This window comes from Streptococcus halichoeri (assembly GCF_009870755.1).
Lineage (GTDB): Bacteria > Bacillota > Bacilli > Lactobacillales > Streptococcaceae > Streptococcus > Streptococcus halichoeri.
Map to the genome: position 1 here is coordinate 23,344 of NZ_WLZU01000016.1, position 24,645 is coordinate 47,988.

23 protein-coding genes and 1 other annotated feature are annotated in these 24,645 nt (G+C 41.6%); of the genes, 18 read left to right on the top strand and 5 right to left on the bottom strand.

Features of this window, described 5'->3' with window-relative positions:
* Positions 1 to 5 precede the first annotated feature (5 nt).
* The 6 genes from GWD08_RS05265 (at position 6) to GWD08_RS05290 (ending at position 6,712) form a co-directional block, all read left to right on the top strand.
* A complete protein-coding gene (locus tag GWD08_RS05265) occupies positions 6 to 1,364 on the top strand; it encodes a DUF2142 domain-containing protein (RefSeq protein WP_159564613.1) in 1,359 nt (452 codons plus the stop codon).
* Positions 1,365 to 1,366: 2 nt separating this feature from the next.
* Positions 1,367 to 2,788, top strand: a complete 1,422-nt coding sequence (locus GWD08_RS05270) for an oligosaccharide flippase family protein (protein ID WP_159545726.1) — start codon at positions 1,367 to 1,369, stop codon at positions 2,786 to 2,788.
* Complete coding sequence (locus GWD08_RS05275; protein ID WP_159560475.1) at positions 2,788 to 3,621, top strand: glycosyltransferase; 834 nt, start codon at positions 2,788 to 2,790, stop codon at positions 3,619 to 3,621. Before GWD08_RS05270 ends, GWD08_RS05275 begins: the two co-directional genes overlap by 1 nt.
* Positions 3,608 to 4,753 carry a glycosyltransferase family 4 protein gene (locus GWD08_RS05280; RefSeq protein WP_159564615.1) on the top strand — a complete coding sequence of 382 codons (1,146 nt, stop codon included), beginning with the start codon at positions 3,608 to 3,610 and terminating at the stop codon, positions 4,751 to 4,753. Before GWD08_RS05275 ends, GWD08_RS05280 begins: the two co-directional genes overlap by 14 nt.
* A 205-nt stretch (positions 4,754 to 4,958) precedes the next feature.
* Complete coding sequence (gene pepT, locus GWD08_RS05285; RefSeq protein ID WP_159564617.1) at positions 4,959 to 6,182, top strand: peptidase T; 1,224 nt, start codon at positions 4,959 to 4,961, stop codon at positions 6,180 to 6,182.
* A gap of 41 nt (positions 6,183 to 6,223) precedes the next feature.
* Positions 6,224 to 6,712 carry an EbsA family protein gene (locus GWD08_RS05290; RefSeq protein WP_159545720.1) on the top strand — a complete coding sequence of 163 codons (489 nt, stop codon included), beginning with the start codon at positions 6,224 to 6,226 and terminating at the stop codon, positions 6,710 to 6,712.
* On the opposite strand, the gene GWD08_RS05295 is transcribed toward GWD08_RS05290, so the two are convergent.
* Positions 6,699 to 6,896 carry a ferredoxin gene (locus GWD08_RS05295; protein WP_159545718.1) on the bottom strand — a complete coding sequence of 66 codons (198 nt, stop codon included), beginning with the start codon at positions 6,894 to 6,896 and terminating at the stop codon, positions 6,699 to 6,701. The two genes, GWD08_RS05290 and GWD08_RS05295, sit on opposite strands and share 14 nt — an antisense overlap.
* A gap of 46 nt (positions 6,897 to 6,942) precedes the next feature.
* On the opposite strand from GWD08_RS05295, the gene GWD08_RS05300 reads away from it, so the two are divergent.
* The 6 genes from GWD08_RS05300 (at position 6,943) to GWD08_RS05325 (ending at position 12,641) form a co-directional block, all read left to right on the top strand.
* A complete protein-coding gene (locus GWD08_RS05300) occupies positions 6,943 to 7,485 on the top strand; it encodes an SAG1386/EF1546 family surface-associated protein (protein WP_159545716.1) in 543 nt (180 codons plus the stop codon).
* A 12-nt stretch (positions 7,486 to 7,497) separates the two neighbouring features.
* On the top strand, positions 7,498 to 8,181 hold the full coding sequence (gene cmk / locus GWD08_RS05305) for a (d)CMP kinase (protein WP_159564619.1): 684 nt from the start codon (positions 7,498 to 7,500) through the stop codon (positions 8,179 to 8,181).
* Between the two features lie 20 nt (positions 8,182 to 8,201).
* Positions 8,202 to 8,327: a sequence feature (ribosomal protein L20 leader region), on the top strand.
* 14 nt (positions 8,328 to 8,341) lie between these two features.
* On the top strand, positions 8,342 to 8,872 hold the full coding sequence (gene infC, locus GWD08_RS05310) for a translation initiation factor IF-3 (protein WP_159545712.1): 531 nt from the start codon (positions 8,342 to 8,344) through the stop codon (positions 8,870 to 8,872).
* A 39-nt stretch (positions 8,873 to 8,911) separates the two neighbouring features.
* The gene (gene rpmI / locus GWD08_RS05315) at positions 8,912 to 9,112 is read left to right on the top strand and encodes a 50S ribosomal protein L35 (protein WP_159545710.1); all 201 of its coding nucleotides are present in this window, start codon (positions 8,912 to 8,914) and stop codon (positions 9,110 to 9,112) included.
* A 54-nt stretch (positions 9,113 to 9,166) separates the two neighbouring features.
* The gene (gene rplT, locus GWD08_RS05320; RefSeq protein WP_159545708.1) at positions 9,167 to 9,526 is read left to right on the top strand and encodes a 50S ribosomal protein L20; all 360 of its coding nucleotides are present in this window, start codon (positions 9,167 to 9,169) and stop codon (positions 9,524 to 9,526) included.
* Positions 9,527 to 10,175: 649 nt separating this feature from the next.
* Positions 10,176 to 12,641 carry a transglutaminase domain-containing protein gene (locus GWD08_RS05325; protein ID WP_159564621.1) on the top strand — a complete coding sequence of 822 codons (2,466 nt, stop codon included), beginning with the start codon at positions 10,176 to 10,178 and terminating at the stop codon, positions 12,639 to 12,641.
* Positions 12,642 to 12,870: 229 nt separating this feature from the next.
* On the opposite strand, the gene GWD08_RS05330 is transcribed toward GWD08_RS05325, so the two are convergent.
* Together GWD08_RS05330 and GWD08_RS05335 are read right to left on the bottom strand one after the other, a co-directional pair.
* Positions 12,871 to 13,986 carry a hypothetical protein gene (locus tag GWD08_RS05330; RefSeq protein ID WP_159564623.1) on the bottom strand — a complete coding sequence of 372 codons (1,116 nt, stop codon included), beginning with the start codon at positions 13,984 to 13,986 and terminating at the stop codon, positions 12,871 to 12,873.
* 361 nt (positions 13,987 to 14,347) lie between these two features.
* Entirely contained in the window at positions 14,348 to 15,430 is a 1,083-nt protein-coding gene (locus GWD08_RS05335) for a hypothetical protein (protein ID WP_159564625.1), read from the bottom strand.
* A 431-nt stretch (positions 15,431 to 15,861) separates the two neighbouring features.
* On the opposite strand from GWD08_RS05335, the gene GWD08_RS05340 reads away from it, so the two are divergent.
* Positions 15,862 to 16,362 carry a hypothetical protein gene (locus tag GWD08_RS05340; protein ID WP_159564627.1) on the top strand — a complete coding sequence of 167 codons (501 nt, stop codon included), beginning with the start codon at positions 15,862 to 15,864 and terminating at the stop codon, positions 16,360 to 16,362.
* Between the two features lie 141 nt (positions 16,363 to 16,503).
* Here GWD08_RS05340 and GWD08_RS05345 read toward each other — a convergent pair whose 3' ends face one another.
* Positions 16,504 to 18,672: an LTA synthase family protein gene (locus GWD08_RS05345; RefSeq protein ID WP_159564629.1), complete on the bottom strand. Its 2,169-nt coding sequence runs from the start codon at positions 18,670 to 18,672 to the stop codon at positions 16,504 to 16,506.
* 134 nt (positions 18,673 to 18,806) lie between these two features.
* On the opposite strand from GWD08_RS05345, the gene GWD08_RS05350 reads away from it, so the two are divergent.
* The 5 genes from GWD08_RS05350 to gorA all read left to right on the top strand — a co-directional run bounded on the left by GWD08_RS05350 (position 18,807) and on the right by gorA (position 23,776).
* Positions 18,807 to 19,979 carry a class I SAM-dependent rRNA methyltransferase gene (locus tag GWD08_RS05350; RefSeq protein ID WP_159564631.1) on the top strand — a complete coding sequence of 391 codons (1,173 nt, stop codon included), beginning with the start codon at positions 18,807 to 18,809 and terminating at the stop codon, positions 19,977 to 19,979.
* Positions 19,976 to 20,656 (top strand): type I 3-dehydroquinate dehydratase, encoded by a 681-nt coding sequence (gene aroD, locus GWD08_RS05355; protein ID WP_159545692.1) that lies wholly within the window; start codon positions 19,976 to 19,978, stop codon positions 20,654 to 20,656. The genes GWD08_RS05350 and aroD overlap by 4 nt, the downstream gene beginning before the upstream one ends.
* A 103-nt stretch (positions 20,657 to 20,759) precedes the next feature.
* The gene (gene aroC, locus GWD08_RS05360; RefSeq protein ID WP_159564633.1) at positions 20,760 to 21,926 is read left to right on the top strand and encodes a chorismate synthase; all 1,167 of its coding nucleotides are present in this window, start codon (positions 20,760 to 20,762) and stop codon (positions 21,924 to 21,926) included.
* A 57-nt stretch (positions 21,927 to 21,983) separates the two neighbouring features.
* The gene (locus GWD08_RS05365; RefSeq protein WP_159545688.1) at positions 21,984 to 22,322 is read left to right on the top strand and encodes a YlbF/YmcA family competence regulator; all 339 of its coding nucleotides are present in this window, start codon (positions 21,984 to 21,986) and stop codon (positions 22,320 to 22,322) included.
* Between the two features lie 104 nt (positions 22,323 to 22,426).
* The gene (gene gorA, locus GWD08_RS05370) at positions 22,427 to 23,776 is read left to right on the top strand and encodes a glutathione-disulfide reductase (protein ID WP_159564635.1); all 1,350 of its coding nucleotides are present in this window, start codon (positions 22,427 to 22,429) and stop codon (positions 23,774 to 23,776) included.
* 200 nt (positions 23,777 to 23,976) lie between these two features.
* Here gorA and GWD08_RS05375 read toward each other — a convergent pair whose 3' ends face one another.
* A complete protein-coding gene (locus tag GWD08_RS05375; RefSeq protein WP_159564637.1) occupies positions 23,977 to 24,387 on the bottom strand; it encodes a DUF6556 family protein in 411 nt (136 codons plus the stop codon).
* Positions 24,388 to 24,645: the final 258 nt, after the last annotated feature.

Here is a 24,645-nt window from a genome sequence, read left to right on the forward strand (position 1 = left end):
TTGACATGCAATCATCAGTCTTGAACAGAATAACAGAATTTTTCTCGCCAAAAACAATTTATAAGACCTTTTTTGTGCTTGGCTTAACCATTACCTTTGTGTTTAGCTTGTTGATGCCATTTTTTAATGAACCTGACGGCCAATATCATTTGGCTGTTTCTGGTCGTATTGGCAATACCGTTATTGATACTTCTCGTTATGGAGAATTGGATATTATTTCTGGCATGGTGTCTCAACAAGATTCGTATAAGGATGGGACACGATTTGAGAAATACTATTTAAACCGAGCCAAATTTATTTCCTGGCAAGAAGCCCCTCGCGAAGTGAACTATTCTAAATTTAATTTTGTCTATTGGGGACATGTTATCCCGGCTATTGGTTTACGACTAGGGCGGCTCATCTATCCTTCAATGGGAGTGATGATTACGGTTGCTCGCTTGTTCACCTCCTTGATGGCAATTACTGCCTTGACGTTGATTATAAAGTCACTCAAAAAAGGGCACTTGATTTACTTTGCTGTCTTTTTGAGTCCGGTTGCTTTGAATGCCTTTGCTAGTCTGTCTTATGATGCGACCGGTTTTGTAATTGTTGCCTGGCTCATGGCATTACAGATTAATACCTTGGTTGATCGGCAAATCACCAAGCGACGTCTGATTGCTTTTTTACTTGTTACACTCTTGACACTGCTTGGCTGTAAACAAAATTATTGGTTGTTGTTGCTGCTAATTCCTGTGGTCTTACTAAACTGTGACTATCCACAAGCACAAGCCTATCGTCAACGATTAAGTCAGTACACTGCCTATGTCAAGAGCAAGTGGTGGCTACGTTTAGGAATCCTAGCCCTCTTACTTGCTGGTTTTGTGATCGTAACACTGCCGCACGGTGGCCCCTTTATTGTGATTCGTCGCTATTTGATGACTTTTGGCTATAATTATGCTGGAACGGATTTACTAAGCAATGACATTACCTCCTGGTTGGCAGCGCCTTACCCTAGTTTCAACTATATTCCAACCTGGGTATCGGCCGTTTGGTACTTATTGATTTTTGCCGTTCTATTCTCAGAAGAAAAATTCATTGCGAGCCGTTCGGTTGGCTTGACCTATCTTGCCTTTTTCTTCTTAGGTGTGTTTGGAGTATTTTTTATCATGCTAGACTATAATGGTGCCAGAACAAGCTACATCGAAGGTGTGCAAGGGCGCTATTTCACCCCGACCTTATTAACGCTGCAAGTTTTTGCTGCTAGTACCGCTAGTCGCCTAAACCAAGCAGCAAGGCGCCTTGTGCCGCTTTTCTTGTTGGGGCTCATCCTGGTATCAAATGGTTTGTTGTTGTTTGATACGGTGATTAGCTTGATTTTGAGGTAGTCATGAAATTAATTAAAAATATTCTTTATAATACGACTTATCAAATCTTAACACTAATTATTCCCCTATTTACCGTGCCCTATGTCTCACGTGTCTTGACACCTGTAGGTGTGGGGATTAATTCCTATACTAGTGCTATTGTCACTTATTTTACCTTGATTGGTGCCCTTGGGATTTCCCTATATGGGAACCGCGAAATTGCCTTTGTCCAGCGAAATAAGTACAAAAGAAGTAAAGTTTTTTGGGAACTGGTCTTTCTTAAGTTTGTTTCTGTAGGGATTGCTTCTGTACTCTTTTTAGGCTTTGTTTTTATGTCAAAGGATTGGCAAATCTATTATTTGCTCAATGGTATTAATTTATTAGCCACCCTAACTGATATTTCCTGGTATTTTATCGGCGTTGAAGATTTTAAAAAAATCGTCGTTCGTAATACCTTTGTTAAGGTAACGACCGTCATTTTAACCTTTGTCCTGATTAAGAGCCGGCAAGACTTAGGCCTGTATATCTTTTTGATTTCTTTTTCGATGTTGTTAGGTAATCTGACAGTTTGGCCCTTTTTAAGAAAGGAAGTCATCTGGATTCCCTTTAAGCAATTGGAAATCTTTAAGCATCTCAAGCCAACCTTAATGCTTTTTTTGCCCCAGATCACTATGCAGATCTATCTTTCTTTAAATAAAAATATGCTTGGGGCCTTAGACGGGGTCGTTTCAGCGGGCTATTTTGACCAATCTGATAAATTAATCCGCATTTTATTCACCATTGTAACAGCTATTGGCGGTGTCTTTTTGCCGCGCTTATCCAGTTTGTTTTCCATGGACAGAGTCGATGAGGCCAAGCGTTTGCTGTTAAAATTAGTTGATCTCAGTAATGCCCTTTCTATGTTGATGATTGGCGGTGTTATTGGAGTTTCTTCTAGTTTTGCCGTCTTCTTTTTCGGGAAAGGCTATGAACCAGTTGGCCCTCTAATGGCGGTGCAGTCCCTAATGATTATTTTTATTTCCTACGGCAATGCCTTAGGCACTCAATTTTTACTCGCCTCGCGTAGGCAGACGGCCTACACCTTATCGGCTGTGGCAGGTTTGATTTGCAATGTTATTTTGAACCTATTGTTGATTCCTTTGTTAGGAGCGATGGGAGCGGTCATTTCAACAGTCGTGACCGAATTGGTGGTGTCTGCTTATCAGGCTTTATCCCTCAAAGATGTCTTTACCTTCCAAGAATTGACCCGTGGCCTTTTGCGCTATAGCATTGCCGCAGCGGTAGTGGCCTTTGTCCTCCATCTAATGGATACACACATGCCGGTAAGCATCCTCAATTATGCCCTACAAGCTATGGTGGGTGTCTTGATTTATGCCATTATGATAATAGTAATGAAAACTCCCGTGTTAAGCTTGTTTTCAGATATGAGACGTGAGAAAAAATGATAAAAACTTTAGCAGGTATTGTTACCTTTAATCCCGATATGGATCGCTTGGCAGCAAATGTTCAAGCTATTCTACCTCAGGTTGATCAGGTGTTAATCGTTGACAATGGGTCAACCAATTTCCAACAAATTAAGGACCGTTTTCCAGAGCTTGCACTGATTCCCTTGCACGAAAATCGAGGGATTGCCGCAGCTTTAAATCAGATCGGATCCTATGCTGTTTCCAAACAATATGACTGGTTTTTAACCCTTGACCAAGACACCGTAGTGAAACCTCACTTAATTGCTTCTTACTTACCCTACATTGATCTGCCTAAGGCAGGCATCCTCACTTGTTTGTTTCAAGACATTAATAAAGAAGCAATCCAAATACCTGAGGTAGAATATGAAATCGTTGATAAATGCATTACCTCAGCAGCTTTTATGAATACTGCTATCTTTGCCCAAAGCAAGGGCTTTGATGACAAGATGTTTATTGATCTTGTTGATTTTGACTTGAATTTTCACTATAGCCAGCTGGGCTATTACACCTATAAAATAGCATTCATTGGATTTGACCATGAAATCGGTCATGCTAGACAAGTTTATTTCTTAGGCAAAAAACGCTATATTTATAACCATTCCGCCTTTCGTAAATACTATATGGTGCGCAATACCATCTATCTTAAGAAAAAATACGACAGGCAGTTGACCAAGGGCTTATATGTCTATATTCGTGATGAATTCTTACGGGTGCTTTTATTTGAAGAGGATAAATGGGCCAAAATAACAGCCATGGCCAAAGGCCTGCGTGACGGTCTGCAGATGGAGGTAAATCAAGATGAACAAGACTAAGACAATCGTGTTTTTCTCAGGTTATTTTCTGCCATTTTTAGGGGGAATCGAACGCTACACGGACAAATTATCCCTCGAGTTAGTCAAGCTAGGCTATCAGATCATTATTGTCACCAGTAATCATGCTAACTTACCCGACTACGAAGTCAATCAAGGCCGCAAAATTTACCGACTGCCGAGCCAATCGCTATTTAAGCAACGTTATCCGTTGTTGGCCAAAAATAAGACTTTCCAAGACCTGTATACTCGCCTATTAGCAGAATCAGTAGACTATGTCATCTGCAATACCCGCTTTCAGCTTACCACACTCATCGGACTTGATTATGCCAAAACAAAACAAGTACCAGCCTTAGTCCTTGATCATGGTAGTAGCCACTTTACAGTAAATAACAAGCTTTTGGATAGCTTTGGTGCACTCTATGAGCACGCCTTAACCAGACGCGTCAAGGCCTATAAGCCTAGCTTTTTTGCCGTATCGCAAAGGAGCGCCGATTGGCTCAAACACTTCAACATCCAAGCTGATGGGGTTATTTACAATTCGGTCGCAGATAATTTGCTGGCGCAGTTTGGGCAAGCAACCTACAAAGAGAAGCCAGACGGTACCCTCTTTATCACCTATGCCGGCCGCATCCTCAGAGAAAAGGGCGTTGAAATGCTGCTTCAAGCGTTTACAACCGCAAGATTTCCAGACTCTGTTCAGCTCCAAATTGCTGGTGATGGTCCGATTTTGGCCGAGTTAAAAGCCCGTTACCAAAGTCCACAGATTCATTTTTTAGGAAAATTGAATTATGACGAGACCATGTCTCTTCTAGCCCAGACTGATATTTTTACCTATCCATCCATGTACCCAGAAGGTTTGCCCACTTCGATTTTAGAAGCTGGCTTATTAGGCTGTGCCGTGATTGCTACTGACCGCGGTGGAACGGTAGAGGTCATCACCAATGCGGACCTTGGGCTTATTATTGAAGAAAATCAACAGGCCCTACAAAGTGCCCTGGAAGATTTAGTAGCCCAGCCTGCCAAACGCCAAAGCCTGCAGGAAAATTTACAACAGCGCGTCAAAGAGCATTTCACTTGGTCGCAGACAGCGCAGCATTTGGTATCAGTTTTGTTTAAAGATCACACAGAGTAAAATAAGGCAGCAGGCTAGACTTGTTTACTAAACTTAAGCAAATCTGTCCCATCAGCCAAAGCTGATTAGTCGCAGCAGTTGTGAACAAAACATACTAATGTTTTCTCTAAAACTATATAACTGTAAACAAGGAAAAAACTGATACCAGTCAGTTTTTTTAAAAAGGTTTATGCTATAATAGAATTGGAAATTATTGAGGTGAATTATGACTTATGATAAGCTACTAGAGCGTTTTTTAACCTATGTAAAAGTAAATACTCGCAGCGATGCGACCAGTTTAACAACACCAAGTACGCACAGCCAAGTGGCCTTTGCCTTGGATGTCTTGCAGCCCGAGATGGAAGCCATTGGCTTACAAGATGTACACTACAATCCCCTAAATGGCTACCTTATTGGCACCCTACCTGCCAGTCATTCTCGTTTTAAACACAAAATCGGCTTTATCGCCCATATGGATACCGCTGATTTTAATGCTGAAAACATAAATCCTCAAGTCATTTCGGACTATGATGGTAGCGCCATTTCTTTAGGAAAGTCAGGTTATGTTCTTGACCCCAAAGAATTTCCTAACCTTACAAAGTACCATGGTCAAACCTTGATTACAACCGATGGGACCACGCTCTTAGGGGCTGATGATAAGTCAGGCATTGCTGAAATCATGACAGCAGTTGAGTATTTGGTTCAAAATCCCCACATTGAGCACTGTGAGATTAAGGTCGCCTTTGGCCCTGACGAAGAAATTGGTGTCGGTGCAGATAAGTTTGACGTCACTGATTTTGCCGTTGACTTTGCCTACACTGTAGACGGCGGACCACTCGGTGAGCTGCAATACGAAACCTTTAGTGCCGCAGGATTAGAGGCCCATTTCATGGGGCGCAATGTCCATCCAGGGACAGCAAAAAATCAAATGATTAATGCCTTACAGTTGGCCATGGATTTCCATGCCCAGCTACCAGAAGCTGACCGCCCAGAAAAAACCGAAGGTTACCAAGGGTTTTACCATCTTGCTGAACTTTCTGGCACGGTTGATCAAGCTAAAGCATCGTATATTATCCGTGATTTTGAGGATGAAAGTTTCACCAAGCGTAAAGCATTGGTTCAGGCTATCGCTGACAAAATGAACAACGAACTAGGTGCAAAGCGTGTTCTCATCACCCTAAAAGACCAGTACTATAACATGAAGCAGGTGATCAAAAAAGATATGACACCGATCACGCTAGCTAAAACCGTTATGGAAGAAGCTGGCATCACCCCAGTGATTGAGCCCATTCGCGGAGGTACAGATGGCTCTAAAATCTCATTTATGGGGATTCCGACCCCTAATCTTTTTGCAGGGGGCGAAAACATGCACGGGCGCTTTGAATATGTCAGCCTAGAGACAATGACTAAAGCAGTTGATGTCATTCTTGGCATAGTCCAAAAGCAGTAAGCATGCTACCTGCTAGAAGCAAAGAAACGAGGTGAAACGATTTGATTAAACTTTTTGGTAAGATTAGGTATCATTGGCAACCGGAATTATCCTTTTCCATTATCTACTGGTCAATTGCTTTTGCCCCAATTTTCCTTGGTCTATCCTTACTTTATGAAAGAACGGAAATTCCCAGCCGCGTTTTTGTGTTATTTGCCCTGTTTATCATTTTGGTTGGCATAGGCCTGCATCGGTATTTTACAATTGAGCCTAATGGCATCCTACGCATTGTATCCTTTAAAATTTGGGGCCCACACCGTGTGTTAATTTCTGATATTTCAAAAATCGAAGTAAGCAAATCCACTATTCGTTTGTTTATTAACGATAAGACCTACCTCTTTTATATGAGAAAATGGCCTAAAAAATATTTTTTGGATGATTTGGCTATTAATTCTCACTTTAAAGGAGAAGTTATCTTGGTTGATAATTTTGTCAATTTAGACTACTTTGAAGCCTATAAGAATGATAAAAAAGCTCTTACAGGAGGGTAAGAGCTTTGGTTGGGCAGGTTTTGACAGCCTTGAGTGTTTCTTGATCATTGTCATCAATCGTCTGAACAAGTTCATCAGAATGAGCAAATTTGACAATACCATCGTCATGATAGTCAAAGCGTGAGGAATAAGTCTGGCAAAGCCCACAAGCAATACATTTTTCAGGAATGATCGATACTTTCATACTATTATTTTAATATGAAGTCGATAATTTAACAAGGGGGAAGCACATGGCTAAAGAACCATGGGAAGAAAAAATTGTGAACGATCAAGCAGAAACGCGTTCAAAGAAGCATGCCAAAACAGTACTAAGCACGCCCTGGTTGACAGGGTTATTAAGTGTTTTCTTTGTGATTATTGTTGCCATTTTGTTTGTGTTTTTCTACACTTCTAATAGTGGTGGCAATAAGGACTCAGAGACAGGTGGTTTTTATGGAGCCCAAACGTCCAAAACAGCCACCAAGCACACCTCAAGACATCGGTCACGTCGACACGCATCCAAAAAGGCAAAGCCAAAAGCAAGCAAAGCCTCAAGTACCAAGACCTCCTCATCCAAGGCAAAAGAAACACAGCCATCTAGTTCATCTAGTACAGCACCTTCAAGCTCTAGTGAACAAAAAGGCCAAACAATCCAAGTGTTACCAGGTGAAGGAGTAGCAGCAATTGCTGGTCGGGCTGGCATTTCTGTCAGCCAATTGCAGCAGTTAAATCCAGATCATATGACGCAGGGTTACTGGTATGCCAACCCTGGCGACAGCGTTTATATTAATTAGATAAGGAAAATCATGAAAGCCATTCGCATTGCTATTGACGGACCCGCTTCTAGTGGCAAAAGTACCGTTGCCAAGATTATTGCCAAAAATCTTGGCTACACCTATTTAGACACTGGAGCTATGTACCGTTGCGCAACTTACATTGCTTTGCAACATCATTACCAAGCTGCTGATGTACAGCTCATCCTAAAGGAGCTCGCAAGTCACCCGATTTCCTTTGCTAAGGCTGCGGATGGCTCACAGCTGGTCTTCTTAGGAGACCAAGAGGTTACCTCTGCCATTCGGCAAAATGATGTCACGAACAACGTGTCCTGGGTCTCTGCACTTCCAGAAATTCGAGCAGAGCTTGTTGCGCAGCAACGGCGAATTGCCAAATCAGGTGCCATCATCATGGATGGCCGCGATATTGGCACGGTCGTTTTACCAGACGCTGAGCTGAAAATTTTTCTGGTGGCTTCAGCCAAGGAACGTGCAGAACGCCGCTACAAGGAAAATCTTGCAAAAGGAATTGCGACAGACTTAGAAACCTTGAAAAAAGAAATTGAGGCCAGAGACTATAAGGACAGTCACCGGGCCTTGTCCCCCTTAAAACCAGCTGCCGATGCCATTCATTTTGATACAACTGGTATTGATATTCAAGGTGTGATTGCCTTTATTCAAGAAAAAGCAGAAAAAATCATTGACATGTCTTGTTAGATATGTTAGACTAGTACTAATGAGAAAAGCAGAAGCGAGAGCTTCTCGCCTTACGACTCTGTGTTGTCTGGCCCTACATGTCAAGATCCATTGTGGATATTATGTGTTTCGGGCTTGATTTTTCAGGCCCGAATTTGTTTTTCTCTAAAAAAATAAAGAGGTGAAGATCATAGCTAAAAAAGATCTATTCATTAATGATGAAATTCGCGTACGTGAACTTCGTCTAGTTGGTCTCGAAGGTGAGCAATTAGGCATTAAGCCATTATCTGAAGCACAAAGCTTAGCAGATGCTTCAAATGTTGATTTGGTTTTAATCCAACCGCAAGCTACGCCTCCAGTTGCCAAACTCATGGACTATGGTAAGTTCAAGTTTGAGTACCAAAAGAAACAAAAAGAACAACGTAAAAAACAAAGCGTTGTGACGGTAAAAGAAGTCCGTCTTAGTCCCGTGATTGATAAGGGTGATTTTGAGACGAAACTTCGGAATGGCCGTAAATTCCTCGAAAAGGGAAATAAGGTTAAGGTTTCTATTCGTTTCAAAGGACGGATGATTACTCACAAAGAGATTGGTGCCAAGGTTTTGGCGGAATTTGCAGAAGCAACCCAGGATATTGCGATAATCGAGCAAAGAGCAAAAATGGATGGCCGTCAAATGTTTATGCAGCTCGCACCTATTCCTGACAAGAAATAATTGTCAATTTATCTATCATGTTAAGAGGAGAATATTAAAATGCCAAAACAAAAAACACACCGCGCATCAGCTAAACGTTTTAAACGTACAGGTTCTGGCGGATTAAAACGCTTCCGCGCGTTTACATCACACCGTTTCCACGGAAAAACAAAAAAACAACGTCGTCACCTTCGTAAAGCTTCAATGGTGAGCGCAGGCGATTTCAAACGCATTAAAGCAATGCTTACTGGTCTTAAATAAAAGATCCAGCTAAACAGTTACTAGATTGATAAGAATTATTTGGAGGAAATATAAATGGCTCGTGTAAAAGGTGGCGTTGTTTCACGTAAACGTCGTAAACGTGTACTTAAATTAGCTAAAGGTTACTATGGTGCAAAACATATCTTGTTCCGTACAGCAAAAGAACAAGTAATGAATTCTTACTACTATGCATACCGTGACCGTCGTCAGAAAAAACGTGACTTCCGCAAACTATGGATTACGCGTATCAATGCAGCAGCACGTATGAATGGTTTATCTTATTCCCAACTCATGCATGGTTTGAAATTAGCGGAGATCGAAGTCAATCGTAAAATGCTTGCTGACTTAGCCGTTAGTGACGCAGCAGGCTTCACTGCACTTGCAGATGCCGCAAAAAACAAATTAGGCAAATAAAGTAAAGGTTGAAAAACCTAATCTCAGATTGAAGTAAAAGCCCATTATGGAGTCTTTTCTTCAATTTTTTTATTGTCCAAAAGCTAGCAGTTCCACTCCGTGCGCCTTTGGATCGGTTTTGCTCCAGGGCTAGGTCCTGTAATCTCAGACCTACTGCCAAGCTCAAAGAGCAGTCTGAGTGGATTCGATCAGCTTTCTGTCTTTGCTGTTCATCAAGGCGGATGCAAACAGGTTATTCATTATTGTGAAGGTATTCACAAATATAAGAAAAAGCTTGTTATTTCAAGCTTGAACGAGGGTACATAAGCAAAGAAATAACCCGAAAATGGCCTTGTACTTTTTAAGGAATTCTAATATAATACTCATACATTATAGTGTGGGGAGGGTTGACTTTGGAAAAGATGCAATATTGGTAAGTTAGCAGCTAGGTAGTCCAGCCATTATGGCATTGGGACATTTTAGTTTAACCAGCTTACTTAGGACGTGCTATTTCTGATGAGTCGATTCTCCTGATAAGAAGTAGAGTTTGCAAGTGAGCGACATGAGGTGATTTAAGTGCAAGGACCTTAGGAGCGGGCTTAGGCTCTGACTAGTGGTCTTCTGTCAAACGGTCAGGGAATCACTACATACAACATATGAAGGAATCAAAATGGGAAAAAGAAAGACAACAACTATATCACTGTTGGCTTTGTCAATTATAGGAATGACAGCGTTTACAAGCGGGCATTTGCCCAAAAGCAGCAGCTTTTCACCGACCTATACCTTGGCGCAACCGGCGGGACCGGTAGCAACAAGTTTTGAGAAAATTGAAAAATATAACAAAACTCGAGAAGAGTTGCTTAAAGAATTACAAGAAGAATTAAAAGATGCAACTGATATTAAGATTTGGGAATTAGGTTTATCTAACTTTAAGGAACAAAATGTCAGTGTTAGTGATTTGGCCTCAAAAATTCCAGAAGGCTATACGGCTGTTAAAGTTGACGGAAAGTTGCAACAAGGGCATGTTGTTTTCATTGTAAAAAACGAAGATATTCTGGTTAATAACCAGTCCGAATATGAAGAAAAAACGAAAGATATTCGTCAAAAGGTTGGAACATTTGGAGTTCATTCCCTCTTTGACCTAAAAAAAGATAATTATCTAGATATTATTCTAGGGTCAAATGGTCTTAGAAAAACTCTGGGAACCTATAATGGGATTAACGGTCTTACCCTGCATTCGAATACTTTGGGACTGGCGAACACTTACACAGAGCAATATGAAAATAGCAAAATTACTTTAGAAAAGATTAAGAACAATGATGAAAAACTTCTAGAAATGCTAAAAGAATCTGGCGCAGCCCATGCTCCCACAGAGCGGGAAAAAGTTAAACGCTGGGTAGTTTACTTGAAAAAGAAAATTCCTTATGATTTCGATGCTCTGAAAGTTTATCGAACTGACCGCAAATCCTATAATATCTCATCAGATTTATTTGCTGTGGCCACACGTAAAAAAGCCATGTGTGTGGGCTATAGTATCGCAACCGCACGTGCTATGAACCTCTTAGGTCTGCCCTCCTACATGGTGGAAGGTGTAACAGAAGGTGGAGCGCTACATGCCACCACCCGGGTCTTCTTTGACAATGCCTGGCATTTAGTTGATTCCACCGGTGGCGGTGCAGATGCAAATGAGTCAGAATATTATTATGATTTTTACTTTAATAATAGCTTAGATCAATACAAGAATGTGACTCAAGCAGAAGAAAACCGAAGCGATAGAAATTATATGGTGATTAATAAGGAGTTTGAAGAATGGGCCAAAGGCCAATCAACGGCTAAACTCCTCTATGTCAATGCTGACGTTGCTTTACGTGAGCGTGTTCCATTTATTGTTTCTCAAGAGATTAAGGAAAAGCTTAAAACAGCAAACGAAAAACTTAAGACTGACTTTGATAAACTGCGAGAAAATTCTAATACGGCTGAAAATTTCAAAAACACTATTTCAAATTTGATGTCTTCAATTGATGAAGATTTAGAAAAATTAGATTTAAATAAAGTAGCCACAGAAGAAGATTATAAAAATATCAGTTCGACTTTATCTAGTAACATTACATTTTATAAAGACTTGCAAAAAGCAATTAATCATACAGATATATCTATCCAACTTAATAGCTATGAAAATGAAATAGAGCAAATTAAACATCAATTTGAAAAGGAGAGAGATACCTTTATAGAGAAAAATAAAGAGGTACTTGACAAAAATAAAGACATTGAAGAGAAAGCTCAGCAAGAAGAAGCCGAATATTTAGCGCGAAGAAGTCAACGTTCATCTACCATTTTAACCTTTGAAGAGAGACAAAATCTGAAAAAGAAAATTCAGGAAGAATCTAAAAAATTGGATAATACGATGTCAGAAGCTGCCAAGCGGGAGGTTTCACCAACTGAACAAGCAAGAACAGTTTCTGCGGCATCATCTACTTCAAGCCGGGGATCACAAGCCACCCGTGAAGAGAATCCAAAAAGGGCTAAGAGGTCATTAACGCTTCATGAACCAGCAGTTTCACCTACACCAGCTAGACCAGCGCCTGTTCCAGCTAAAACAGCCTCAGAACCAGCTCTGCATTCGCAGCCAACACTGACACCTAGAAGTACGCACCCAGCTCAGCCACAATCACGCGCTAGGGTAGGGGCGGAACATAGAAGGCCAAGGATTAGGAGGTCAGTAGATAATCCAGGAACAGAATCTACACCTGCACCTGCTAGACCAGCGCCAGCTCCGGCACCGCAAGCGCGAAAAGACTCAGCGCCGGTATCAGAGCCAGTAGTAGCGGCACCTAGGGCTCCTAGAACTCCGGCTCCGGCTCAGCCACAGTCACACTATAGAAATCCGAACTTAGAAAATAGAGTGGGAAGGTTTACAAGGTTATTAAGTAATCATGAACCAGTAGTTTCACCTGCACCTGCTGCTCCAGTGCCAGCCTCTGTTCAAGGACCAAATTCTCAGTACCGACATCATAATCAATACTGGCGCCAACCAGAGCAACACTGGTCTCGGTTCAACCACAACTACAGCAACAACTATAACTATAACTATAACCACTATCAACCGAGCAGACCTCAGGCGCTTAACTACAAGTAGTATCTGCTGAGCGGACTTCTGCCTTTGTTGCACCTCCGGCAAGCGTTTATAATTCTGGTTCAGCAACAAGAAGCACAAGTCACGCCTATGTAGTATGTGGGGTAAGCTATCAAGACAGGGAAGACCACACCGGTCTTCCCTTTTAAAATAGTCTAAAGAAAACATCCCAAGTGAAAAACGTACTTGGGATGAAATCTTATGTTATTAAGTTTAGGTGCTTTGTTCTATCCTAGCGGCGTCCATATCCACGTCCATAACCATAACTATATCCATGATTACGTCCATAACCACTCCAATATTGAGGTTGGTTGTAATGCTGAATCTTATCTTTTAAGCTAGGCTCTGTCTCAGGTAAAGTTTGCCCATTATGTGTATCACTAGAAACAGCTTCAGGCATGACAATGATAGGTTCGTTGGTTCCATTTTCTTTAATACCAAAGAGATCTAGTGGGACATAACCATTGGCAACTTGCACCTTGTTTAAGATTTGTTCCTTAACCTGGGTAGTGATACCGCCCCAGCGTTTAACCCAGACAAAATCATCGCTCTGCTTTTTGAACTGATAACGTGCATAGTCTTTGAGTTCAATTTTAACCTTTTCCCGTTCCATCTCACCTAAGAAGCGGGGATATTTGTTCGCCTCACCAATCACACCAACGATAAAGGGAATATTGTCAACATCCATATCATTGGTAATAGGCGTATCAAATTCCCAACGATAAATGACGGTGTCGGCAATAATACGCTTTGCATATTGGACAAATGCCAGGTCAAAACGTCCCTCATCCTTAATGGCATTGAAATTGCTGAGTGAATTGCCTTCTTGTGTTTGTTGGATAGTGTTGCTCCAAAGGTCGGCAAACTCAGAGCGCTTGTCATGATAAGAAACGGCATAATAATCACTTCCTAAGGTAGAGGAAAAGAAGGGCTGCTTTAACAAATCTTCGGTCTTATGGTCATAGACAGCATTATGATAATAGTTGCCTTTCCAGGTGTTGTTTTGATAGTTTTGATACCAGGCGCCCATCTTAATTGTGGTTGGCTTGGCTTCCTTTGGTAAAAACATGACCGCTCTTAGGTAATTCCACCTTTCTCGGGTGGGGTTAAAGTTCACCGTCCAGTGGATATATTTCTGTCCCTTGTCATCTGTTTTAATGTCTTTACTATAGCGGACGCTTTTATCAATATTTCGATAGTCACTATCGTAGTAGGAGTTGACCATTTGGGCCTTATAGTCTTCCCACTGGGTATTGGCTTGCGCTGCTTGTCCGTAAGTGCCTAACCCAACGAAGGCTACAATGAGTAGGGCACTTTTTTTGATGCATTGTTTAGATAGCGTTAACATCTCTACATCTCCTTTATTGATATGTAATTCTATTATAATCATTAAACACAAATTGTCTAATCAAACATTCATAAAATGATAGAAAGATGAAGCTTTGCTCCGGATTATTCCTTTAACACTGGTGCTCTTTTGAAAATACTTAGCTAGAGCAAGTTTAGCTCCGCTTGCTAGCAATGTAGCGAAGCTTTTTCACAAGCAAGCTAAGAAGAGCTGTACCATGCATCACATGGTTAGGCTTGGTGCTAAGGACGACAAAGCCCCCAAGTAAAGGAAAGGTGTGACCGTTACTTGGGGGTTATTGCTATATTTTATCTTGCTTGAAGCCAAGGGGCTAGTGGCTGCTTACCAAGCCCTTTGATTTTTAACGGCGAAAGAGTCGCCTAAAAAAGGAAGGGGTGTAAAATTGTGCCTTGCTTCGCAAGTCAGGATGGGTATCAAACAAGGTCCGGTCGTGTTCTTTTTTCTCAGTTTCTTTGATAGCTTCTGGTAACACCAATACAGGCGTTTTGTTTGTTTCTTCCTGTAGGCTAAAGAGGTCTAAGGGTGCATAACCTTCTTCAATTCCGACTTTGTTTAAGACTTGTTCCTTAACCTGTGGTGTGATCGTGCCCCAGCGTTTTTTCCATACAAAGTTGTCATTTGCATTTTTCAAGTAATAATGCGAATCCTGCCAGAAATGCTTGTTTCTAGTGTTAAGCGTGAGTTTCTCACGTTCCATCTCACCTAGGAATCGTGGATAGTAACCATTTTCAATGATGGTACCGACAATGAATGGCGTGTTTTCAGCATCAAGGCCATTTTCGAGCGGGGTGTCAAATTCCCAACGGAAAATCAGATTAACCAGGTGGTCATTTGAGTGCTGGACAACGGCCAGACCAAACCGCCCCTGGTCTTTGATGGCGTTGAAATTACTGAGTGAGTCGCCTTCTTGGGTTTGTTGGATAGTCGAGCTCCAGAGTTTCTCAAACTCTGCTCGTTGGCTGTCAAAAGATACAGCGTAGGTTTCGGTTCTGGGTTTAGACTCATGGTGAACCCTCTCCAACAAAGCCTGAGTATTATAATCCTTGGTAGCATTTTCCCGGTAGTGTCCCGTCCAGGTGTTATTGACATGCTGTTGATCCCAAACGCCCATCTTAATAGTAGTGGGCTTAGCTTCCTTGGGCAGAAAAAGCACCCTTTTAGGATGATTCCACCTTTCCTGGGTAGGGTTAAAATTAATCGTCCAGTGCAGGACCTTTTTGCCATCCTTTTCTTGAACTTCCTTACTATAGCGGACGCTATTATCAATCTGAGCATACTCGCTAGTGTAGTAATAGACCATCTTGGCCTTATAATCTTCCCATTGGGTAATGGCTTGCGCTGACCTTGTGTAAGTACCTAGGCCAGCTAAGGCGAGGATGGCTATGACGCCTCTTGTGATGCCTTGTTTGGATTGTGTAAACATATCTCTCTTATATCTCCTTCATCAACAGGTAATAACATTATAGCAGCTTATACTAACTTGTCTAGCCAAAAATTAATCAGATTAAATAAAGATGAAAGCAAATAGGATAAAGAAAAAGCAGCAGATCAAGCTTTCATTTGTCCGCTCAAAAACAATGCTAGAGAGCTTTGATCAGACCTGATTTTCAGGGTCATTTTTTTAGCAAAAATCAATAAAATAAGAGAGATAAGGTATTTATTTTATAATCTTATTATAATATAATGTGGTAGTGATTAGCCGGCTATAACTTAAAATCACAACCCTGCTCTTTTTTATTGCCAAAGAGCGAAAACACATTATCAGAAAGGAAAATAGATAGGGATGTTTCCTAAGCAAAAGCCAGCGGGCCCACCCAAGCTTAGAAAGGCCTTCCCTATCATTTGAAGATTATCATGAAATTATCTAAAGTAGCCTGCCTTATGGGCAGTTTAACAGTCCTTGCCGGACTAATGTTTACCCTAGGAACCCGACCCGTGAGTGCATTGAGGGTGACGCATAATTCAAACTTGTCGGAAACTGAACGAGCACTTGAAACCGATAGAGAAAAATTGATGAACAAAGTCAAAAGTCGACATTTAGAAAATAACTTTCAGACTAAGGTTGAATCCTTAGATGATTTCTCTAAAATTCGAGCTGTTGAAGAAGAAGTAAGAAGTGCTGAAGCTGATGGAACCGTTAAAAATATATTTGAAAAAAAACTAAGTTTACTTGAAAAGGCAATTAAGGATGTGCCAAGTAGATATCAAAAAGACATGAAAGCTGGTTATGACTATTTAAAACTAATGCAAAATGACTCCTATTTTTCGAATTCTGAAAGGTTAAAACGTTTAGAAGATTTAGAAAAATGCTTATCAACACCTAAAAAAATAAGAGACATTCGTTGGTTTAGATAACAAACTCTATAACTCCCAACCATTACCCAGAGAGCCCACGGCTCTCCTCTTTTAAATAAATGAAATCCCTCCTTTGTGTGATAGCATAACTATCATTCAAGGGAGGGATTTGTTTTTGGTAGCAGGTACTGACGTGTTAGCTTATTGTTTAGACTTGTCCGCTTCGCTGCTTTTGCTGGTTTCAGGCTGCTTGGCCTCGGGATTTAATTGGAGGTAAGAAGGTGCTACAAATAAATCCTGCGAGCTTTTTTGTTGGCGCTGGTCATATAAGCTAGTGGAATGGGCGCCGCGTTCCTTTTCTACCTTGACCAATTGTTTTAATTGATGGGTGTAGTTAAAGGCGCTAGGATCGACTGCTTTGAGCCCATTATGGGTATCAAAGCGCAGCAGGTCACCTGTTTGCACCAAATCACTCATCGCTAATTGGCTAGCTGTAGCTTCACGAATTTCTTTGACCTTCGCAGTTGTTACCTTATCAGGATTGGTGATTTCAACACCAGTCGTTGTATTATAGAGGCGTCCGCCATAGCTCGTATACTGTGGGGTCATATAAGTTCCTGAGGTCCTTTGGGCAACGATTTGCTTGTTGTCAGGAGATAGGAGGTCTTGTCCCAGCTGGACAAAATGCGTAGTATTAATCCCTAAAAGGTGAAGCAAGGTTGGTAGATTATCAATTTCCCCACCAAAGGTATTATGAATGCCCCCTTGTTTGAAACCTGGGATATGAATCATATAAGGGACCCGCTGTAACATGGCATTGTCATAGTCAGACCAGGTCTCTGGGTCCTTCCCTAAGAGCTTAGCAAGGCTGGTGTTGCGTGAGTTGGAAATACCGTAGTGGTCACCATATAAAACGATAAGGGCATTATCATAGAGTCCTGCTGCCTTGAGGTAGTCAAAGAAGGCCTTTAAGGCAGAATCCAGATAATTGGCAGTGGCAAAATAGCCATTGATGGTCTCATCTTTGGTTTTAGCCAAGGGGAAACCTTCTTCATCGCTTTCACCTTTTAGACTCGTGTAAGGGTAGTGATTACTTACAGTGATGAACTTGGTATAAAAGGGCTGTTGCAGCCGTTCCAGATACTTAATGGAGTCACGTAACATATATTTATCGTTAAGCCCATACTGGAAGGAATTGCGGTCGTTTTGTTTGGAGAAGTAGCTGGAGTCAAAAAAGTAGTTGTAGCCCCATTGCTTGTAGGTGTTATTGCGGTTCCAGAAGGTCCCGACATTCCCGTGAAACACTGCGCTAGTGTAGCCGCCTTTTTGTGCTAGGATATTTGGAGCAGCAAACTGGGTGTTTTCACCACCGTAGTTAACCATAAAGGATCCACTATTTAAGCCAAACAGAGAATTTTCCATCATGGTTTCTGCATCAGAGGTTTTTCCGGCTTTTACTTGGTGGAAAAAGTTTGAAAAAGCCAGCGTGTCATTTGAATGGTAAAGGGAATTTAAAAAGGGAGTGACTTCGTACTCTTTATCAGCATCTTTTAGTTTATAATCAATCACAAACTGTTGAAAACTCTCTAAGTGAATGACAATAACGTTGCGATTTTTAGCCGCGCCAAAATATTTGGGATTTGGGGCAGCATAATGCTCTTTAACATAATGTTGTACCTGGCTGAGTTGACTGGCTGTGGCGCCATTGCGTTCTTTTTGGGCCTGATAGGTTTGATTGCCACTATAGACAGTAAAAGCTGGTAAGCCCAAAGCCCGAACGATGTAGGTGTTGGAAAAGCCGCGCGTCAATAGCTCTGGTCGATCAATCTCTGCTAAAAATAGATTGACTGATAAGAGTAGAAAGGACAAAGCTGTAATGGCAAATGAGGCGCGTTTGTTAACGGGCCTGCAATCTTGCTTGATTTTTTTGGTGATAAATAAAGGAATGAGTATGAGAAAATCAAGCACATAAATCAGGTCCCAGATGCGTACCAGGTTGACGGCAGCATCCCCTAAACCAGCAGAAACCTTACTACTAGCTAGCATAGCACTAACAGTAATGAAATCAGAAAATTCACGGAAGTAGATGGAATTTGAAATCAGTAATAAGTTAAGTGCGATGTACAAGAGCCACGATGTAATATAGAAGGCTTTCGTATTTTTGATATAAAGAGCCAAGCCGATGAGGAGCAAGGCAAAAGGAATTGGGTTAATTACTGTTAAAAACAGCTGATAGGGATTGGAAATATCAAGTGAGAAGTCAACATGATAGGCCCAAAAAGTTTTTACCCAATAAAGGAAAACTAAGGCTAGAACAAAGCCAAACCTGGTATTGATTAATCTATTGCAAAACGTTTTTAATTTATTCACACTAGGAACTTCCTTAACTATTTTTTCCTAAAGACAAAATCTCAAATTAGATTATATCAAAAAAAAGACGCACTTGCTTGGCTTGAGTTCAAATTTACTATGATTTTTTAAGAGTATTTGGTATAATATAGACTATGAGTAAGCTCTATATCAATTCTTTTTTAGAAAAGAAGCTAATGTCTGGCGTTCAGTTGCTAGATGGAGAAGCCCTAGATCATCAGATGAAGACTGACCAGATCGTCTATCTCTATGCTAAGTCATCACAGCGCTTAATTGGCACAGCCTATTTATCACGCCAAAATAAAGGCTCTGGCTGGTTTTTGGGACAGGGAAAAATCAGCTTAACAAAAGCTTATTTTGTTCAACTCTTCCAAGCAGCTAAAGCTAAACGCAAGGCCTTTGAAACTTCCAAGGATACAACTGCCTATCGACTTTTTAATCAAGAAGGTGATGATTTTGGTGGATTGACCATTGATCGCTATGATGACTTTGCGGTGTTTTCTTGGTACAATCATTTTGTGTATCAGCAGCTGCCGATAATTACGGAAGCTTTTCAGGCAGTTTTCCCCGACATTAAAGGAGCTTATAGTAAGATAAGATACCAAACGCAGCAAGCCTTGCCGGAATCCTCGCACTTATATGGAGAACACTGCCCAAAAGATTATGTTATTACGGAAAATGGCGTACGCTACCATGTTTTTTTAAATAATGGCTTAATGACGGGGATCTTTTTGGACCAGCATGACGTTCGCTTAAAACTGGTACAAGGGCTCGCACGAGGAGCGTCCGTACTAAACCTCTTTTCCTATACGGCAGCTTTTTCTGTCGCAGCGGCAATTGGCGGAGCAAGCTCTACAACCTCGGTTGATTTAGCGAAACGCTCTAAAGAACTCTCGCTTGCTCACTTCCGCGAAAATGGTTTGGACCCAAAGGCGCATCGTTTTTATGTCATGGATGTTTTTGAGTATTACAAATACGCCAAACGTAAAAGCTTAAAGTATGATGTTATCGTGATTGATCCTCCAAGCTTTGCGCGTAACAAAAAACAGACGTTTTCTGTTACCAAAGATTATCATAGATTAATCGCCCAGGCCCTTGATTTACTACAGCCAGGTGGCTATTTGATAGCATCAACCAATGCTGCCAATATGTCCAAGCAGCAGTTTAAGCAACAACTCCAAAAAGGCTTTGGGGAACACAGTGTTCAAGTGGTTGATTTCCAACAACTGCCCGATGATTTTACAATAAATTCAGCAGACGAAAGAAGTAATTATTTAAAGGTTTTTACAATGAAGGTACAAAAATGAGAATTGTAGCACCCGTAATGCCCCATAGCATTGAAGAAGCACAAGCTATTGATATTGCAAGATATGATGATGTAGATCTCATTGAGTGGCGAGCAGACTATCTTCCAAAAGAAGCCATTATTTCCGTTGCGCCAGCTATTTTTGAAAAATTTGCCGGACGGGAGATTATCTTCACCTTGCGCACCTCTGAGCAAGGCGGTCAGCTTTCGCTGACTGATGACGAATACGTCGCAATCCTCAAGGAAATTAATAGCATCTATAATCCTGATTATATTGATTTTGAATATTTTACGCACAAAGACGTGTTTCATCAAATGTTAGAGTTTCCTAATCTGATACTCTCCTACCATAACTTCGAAGAAACGCCAGAAAGCCTAATGCAAGCTTTTTCAGAAATGACAAAATTGGCTCCTCGAGTCGTCAAGATTGCAGTCATGCCAAAGAGCGAGCAAGATGTCCTTGATTTGATGAATTATACTCGTGGTTTTAAAACCTTAAATCCTGAGCAGACCTATGCGACCATGTCCATGGGAAAATTAGGGCGAATTTCACGTTTATCAGGAGATGTGGTTGGCTCTTCCTGGACTTTTGTCTCTATGGATGAAAGCAGTGCCCCAGGCCAGGTGTCTTTGTCTGATATGAAAAAAATCATGACGGTCCTTGAAATGGAAGTATGACTGTTATCTTAATAAAGCATTATTCTTACAGTAAGAATAATGCTTTTTCCATCAACGAAAAGCAATCAGTAAGTAATAACTATAAAAATGCAAAGGAGCTGTCATGCGTTATTTAACCGCAGGAGAATCACACGGCCCATCATTAACAGCTATTATTGAAGGCATTCCAGCAGGATTGTCTTTGCCAGCTGAGGCCATCAATCACGCCCTAAAGCGGCGCCAAGGCGGCTATGGGCGTGGAGCCCGAATGGCCATTGAAAAAGATCAGGTTGAGATTTCCTCAGGCGTTCGCCATGGCCAAACCACAGGTGGCCCCATCACCCTCACTGTCCACAACAAAGACCATCAAAAGTGGTTAGAGGTTATGGCTGTTGAGGATATTCCTGCTGCTTTAAAAGGAAAACGCCGGGTTAGCCGCCCACGGCCTGGCCACGCTGACTTGGTCGGTGGCATGAAGTTTCATCACAGGGATTTGCGCAATGCCTTAGAGCGCTCGTCTGCCAGGGAAACAACGATGCGTGTTGCTGTGGGAGCAGTTTGCCAGCTGCTCTTAGCAGATGTAGGGATTCAGTTGGCTAATCACGTTTTAGTTTTTGGCGGTCAAGAGATTGTATTGCCAGACTCATTAGATGTGGCCACTATTAGGGCGCTCACAGCGCAGTCGGATCTAGGAATTGTTAATCCAGACCAGGAGGCAAGCATCAAGGCACAGATTGATGCCATCAAAAAAGAAGGCGATACGATTGGTGGCATTATTGAGACAGTTGTCGAAGGCGTGCCCGCTGGTCTTGGTGATTACAGTCATTGGGATAAAAAGTTAGATGGCAAGCTAGCCCAGGCTGTCTTGTCTATCAATGCTTTTAAGGGGGTTGACTTTGGTATGGGCTTTGCCATGGGCCATCTAAAGGGTTCTCAAGTCATGGATGAAATCATCTGGACCAAGGAAAAGGGCTATAGCCGTAAAACGAATCATTTAGGCGGTTTTGAAGGTGGCGTCACTAATGGCCAGCCTCTGATTATCCATGGCGTGATGAAGCCCATCCCCACCTTGTATAAGCCTCTGATGTCGGTAGATATTGATAGCCATGAGCCTTATAAAGCTACTGTTGAGCGGTCTGATCCTACAGCTCTACCGGCAGCCGGCGTGGTAATGGAACATGTGGTTGCCACTGTTTTGGCGCAAGAACTGTTAGCGTCCTTTCCGGCTGCATCTATGGAGGATTTGCGACACTACCTGCACACTTATCGTCAGTATTTAAAAGACTATTAAGCGACTAATCCATAAAATTATGGTATGATGAGACTACCATTTAAAAAGGAGACTATCATGTCACAAGAAATTTATGACCATGCTAATCATTTAGAGCGCGCCTTGCGTTCTCTCCCAGAATTCAAACAAGTAGAGGCCGCAAAAGAAGCGATTGCCCAAAATGCCGAAGCAGATGCGCTTTTTTCTGACTTTGTTGCCATGCAAGAAAAAATTCAGGGGCTGATGCAATCTGGTCAAACCCCATCTGCTGACGAACAAGCAGAAATCCAAGAACTTAGCCAAAAAATTGAAGGAAATACCTTGCTCAAAGCCTACTTTGATGCCCAACAACATCTTTCAGTCTATATCACCGATATTGAACGTATTGTGTTTGCACCACTTAAAGACCTCGTCTAATTGACGACCGGCCAAAAAGGCATTAGCTTCATTTGAACTAATGCCTTTTGATGTAAGTTTGAATAAAGCAAAGCCATGACAGCATAATAGGAAAGGAAGAAAACATGAAAGCATATGACTATATTGTTATAGGTGGCGGGAGTGGCGGCATTGCCTCTGCTAACCGGGCGGCGATGCGAGGAGCAAAAGTTTTGCTGATTGAAGCCAAGGAAATCGGAGGAACCTGTGTCAATTTGGGCTGTGTGCCTAAAAAAGTCATGTGGTATGGCGCCCAAATTGCTGAAACCCTATCGAGCTATGCCAAGGACTATGGTTTTGAAGTCGGGCAGACGGATTTTACTTTTGCAACCTTAAAAAACAATCGAGAGGCCTATATTGAGCGGATTCATAAGTCTTATGAGAATGGGTTTAAGCAAACAGGTGTTGAAGTCTTAAAGGGCTATGCGCGTTTTTGTGATTCACATACCGTCCAAGTTGGTGATCAACAGTATACTGCTGAGCATATTTTACTTGCGACTGGCGGTAGACCGCGTGTGCCCAAAATCCCTGGTGCTGAGTTGGGCATCACCTCAGATGGTTTTTTTGCACTGGAAGAGTTACCTAAAAAAGTCGCTATTGTGGGTGCAGGATATATTGCTGTTGAAATTGCTGGTGTCTTACAAGCCCTTGGTTCTGACGTGAGCTTGTATGTTCGGCATGATCGTCCCTTGCGCACATTTGATAGTGATGTCGTTGAGGTCTTGGTCGAACAAATGGCCAAGTCTGGTCCTAGACTAGTGACACACTCTGATGCCAAAGCTGTGACCCAATTACCCAACGGTCAGCTGGAATTATCTTTTACCAATGGTCAGTCTACAATCGTTGATCAAGTCATCTGGGCTATCGGCCGGCAACCAAATACGAGTGGCTATGGATTAGAAAAAATTGGTGTGGCCCTAGACGATAAAGGTTATATCAAGACAGATGACTACGAGCAAACTTCTGTGCAAGGGATTTATGCAATCGGGGATGTTAATGGCAAACTAGCTCTCACACCAGTTGCTATTGCAGCTGGTCGCTACCTCTCAGAACGTCTCTTTAATCATCAGACTAAAGCAAAACTCAATTACAATAATATTGCTAGTGTCATTTTTAGCCATCCAGCCATTGGGGCAATTGGTCTAACAGAAGCGCAAGCTATTCATGAATATGGTGCAAAACAGGTGCATTGTTATCAATCCACCTTCACACCTATGTACACAGCACTTGGTGAGCATCGGCAAAAATGTTTCATGAAACTAGTCACAGTCGGTGAGAAAGAAAAGATTGTTGGTCTGCACGGCATCGGTTATGGCGTTGATGAAATGATTCAGGGCTTTTCTGTAGCGATCAATATGGGGGCCACTAAAGCTGATTTTGATCGTACCGTCGCCATCCATCCAACCGGAGCTGAAGAATTTGTCACCATGCGCTAAAAACTAAGACTGGTGGCTTGGCAGCACTTACTTAGCTGTTGTGTTAGCAGCTGGCTCCTCTAAATGCCATATTAAAAACCACAGGCAAGGGAATAGGAACGTCGTTCCATTGGTTAGATTTTTGGTCTAACTTGTGGAGTATCGTTCAAAAACCTGCTTGTGGTTTTTTAATCGTTAAACAGTTATTGCTAGGTGGGATTTTATTGTGTAGGTTGGCTTATGTCTGTGGCGTTGGAGGTTTCTGGAACAGATGAAGAGTTTGTTGAAGGACTACTTTGTGTGCTTGGGCTTGTAGAGGATGCTTGTGTTGATGACGTTTGCGGAGTTTCTTGTGCGGTTGATGACGGTGTTGTAGCATTGTCATGGTTGGTGGTATCTTTAGTATCTTTTTCAATAATATGGACAACTGTTGAGCTTGAGGTTCCATTGTCAGTTTTTTTGGTATCATCACTAGGATGTAAAGTCCTAGATATGGTGATAGTAGCAACAATAATACTTAAAATCCCCCCAATAAGTGCTATCATTTTTTGCAAGGCCGTAAAGCCGGTTTTGATATGTTTGCTGGGATCGTTATTAGGGTTTTTGGATTGTCGGGAATATTGGTTAGACATAATAACTCCTTTTTAATTCACTGCATTAAAGTATCTAGACTATGAATAAGGATAATAAAAAAAGCTTGCTGGATACTTATACTCATATAAGTATAGTATGGTAAGGTGGCTAAGTCAATCATTTACTAAGCCGAATCATTCCCGTAGTTAATATTGTTGTCCAATTTGTTATAGTCCAAAGGGAGATAATAATGACTTTCCTTGTCTTAACAATTGGTCAACAATATTCACTGATGCCCTTTCTTCCAATTAAATGCA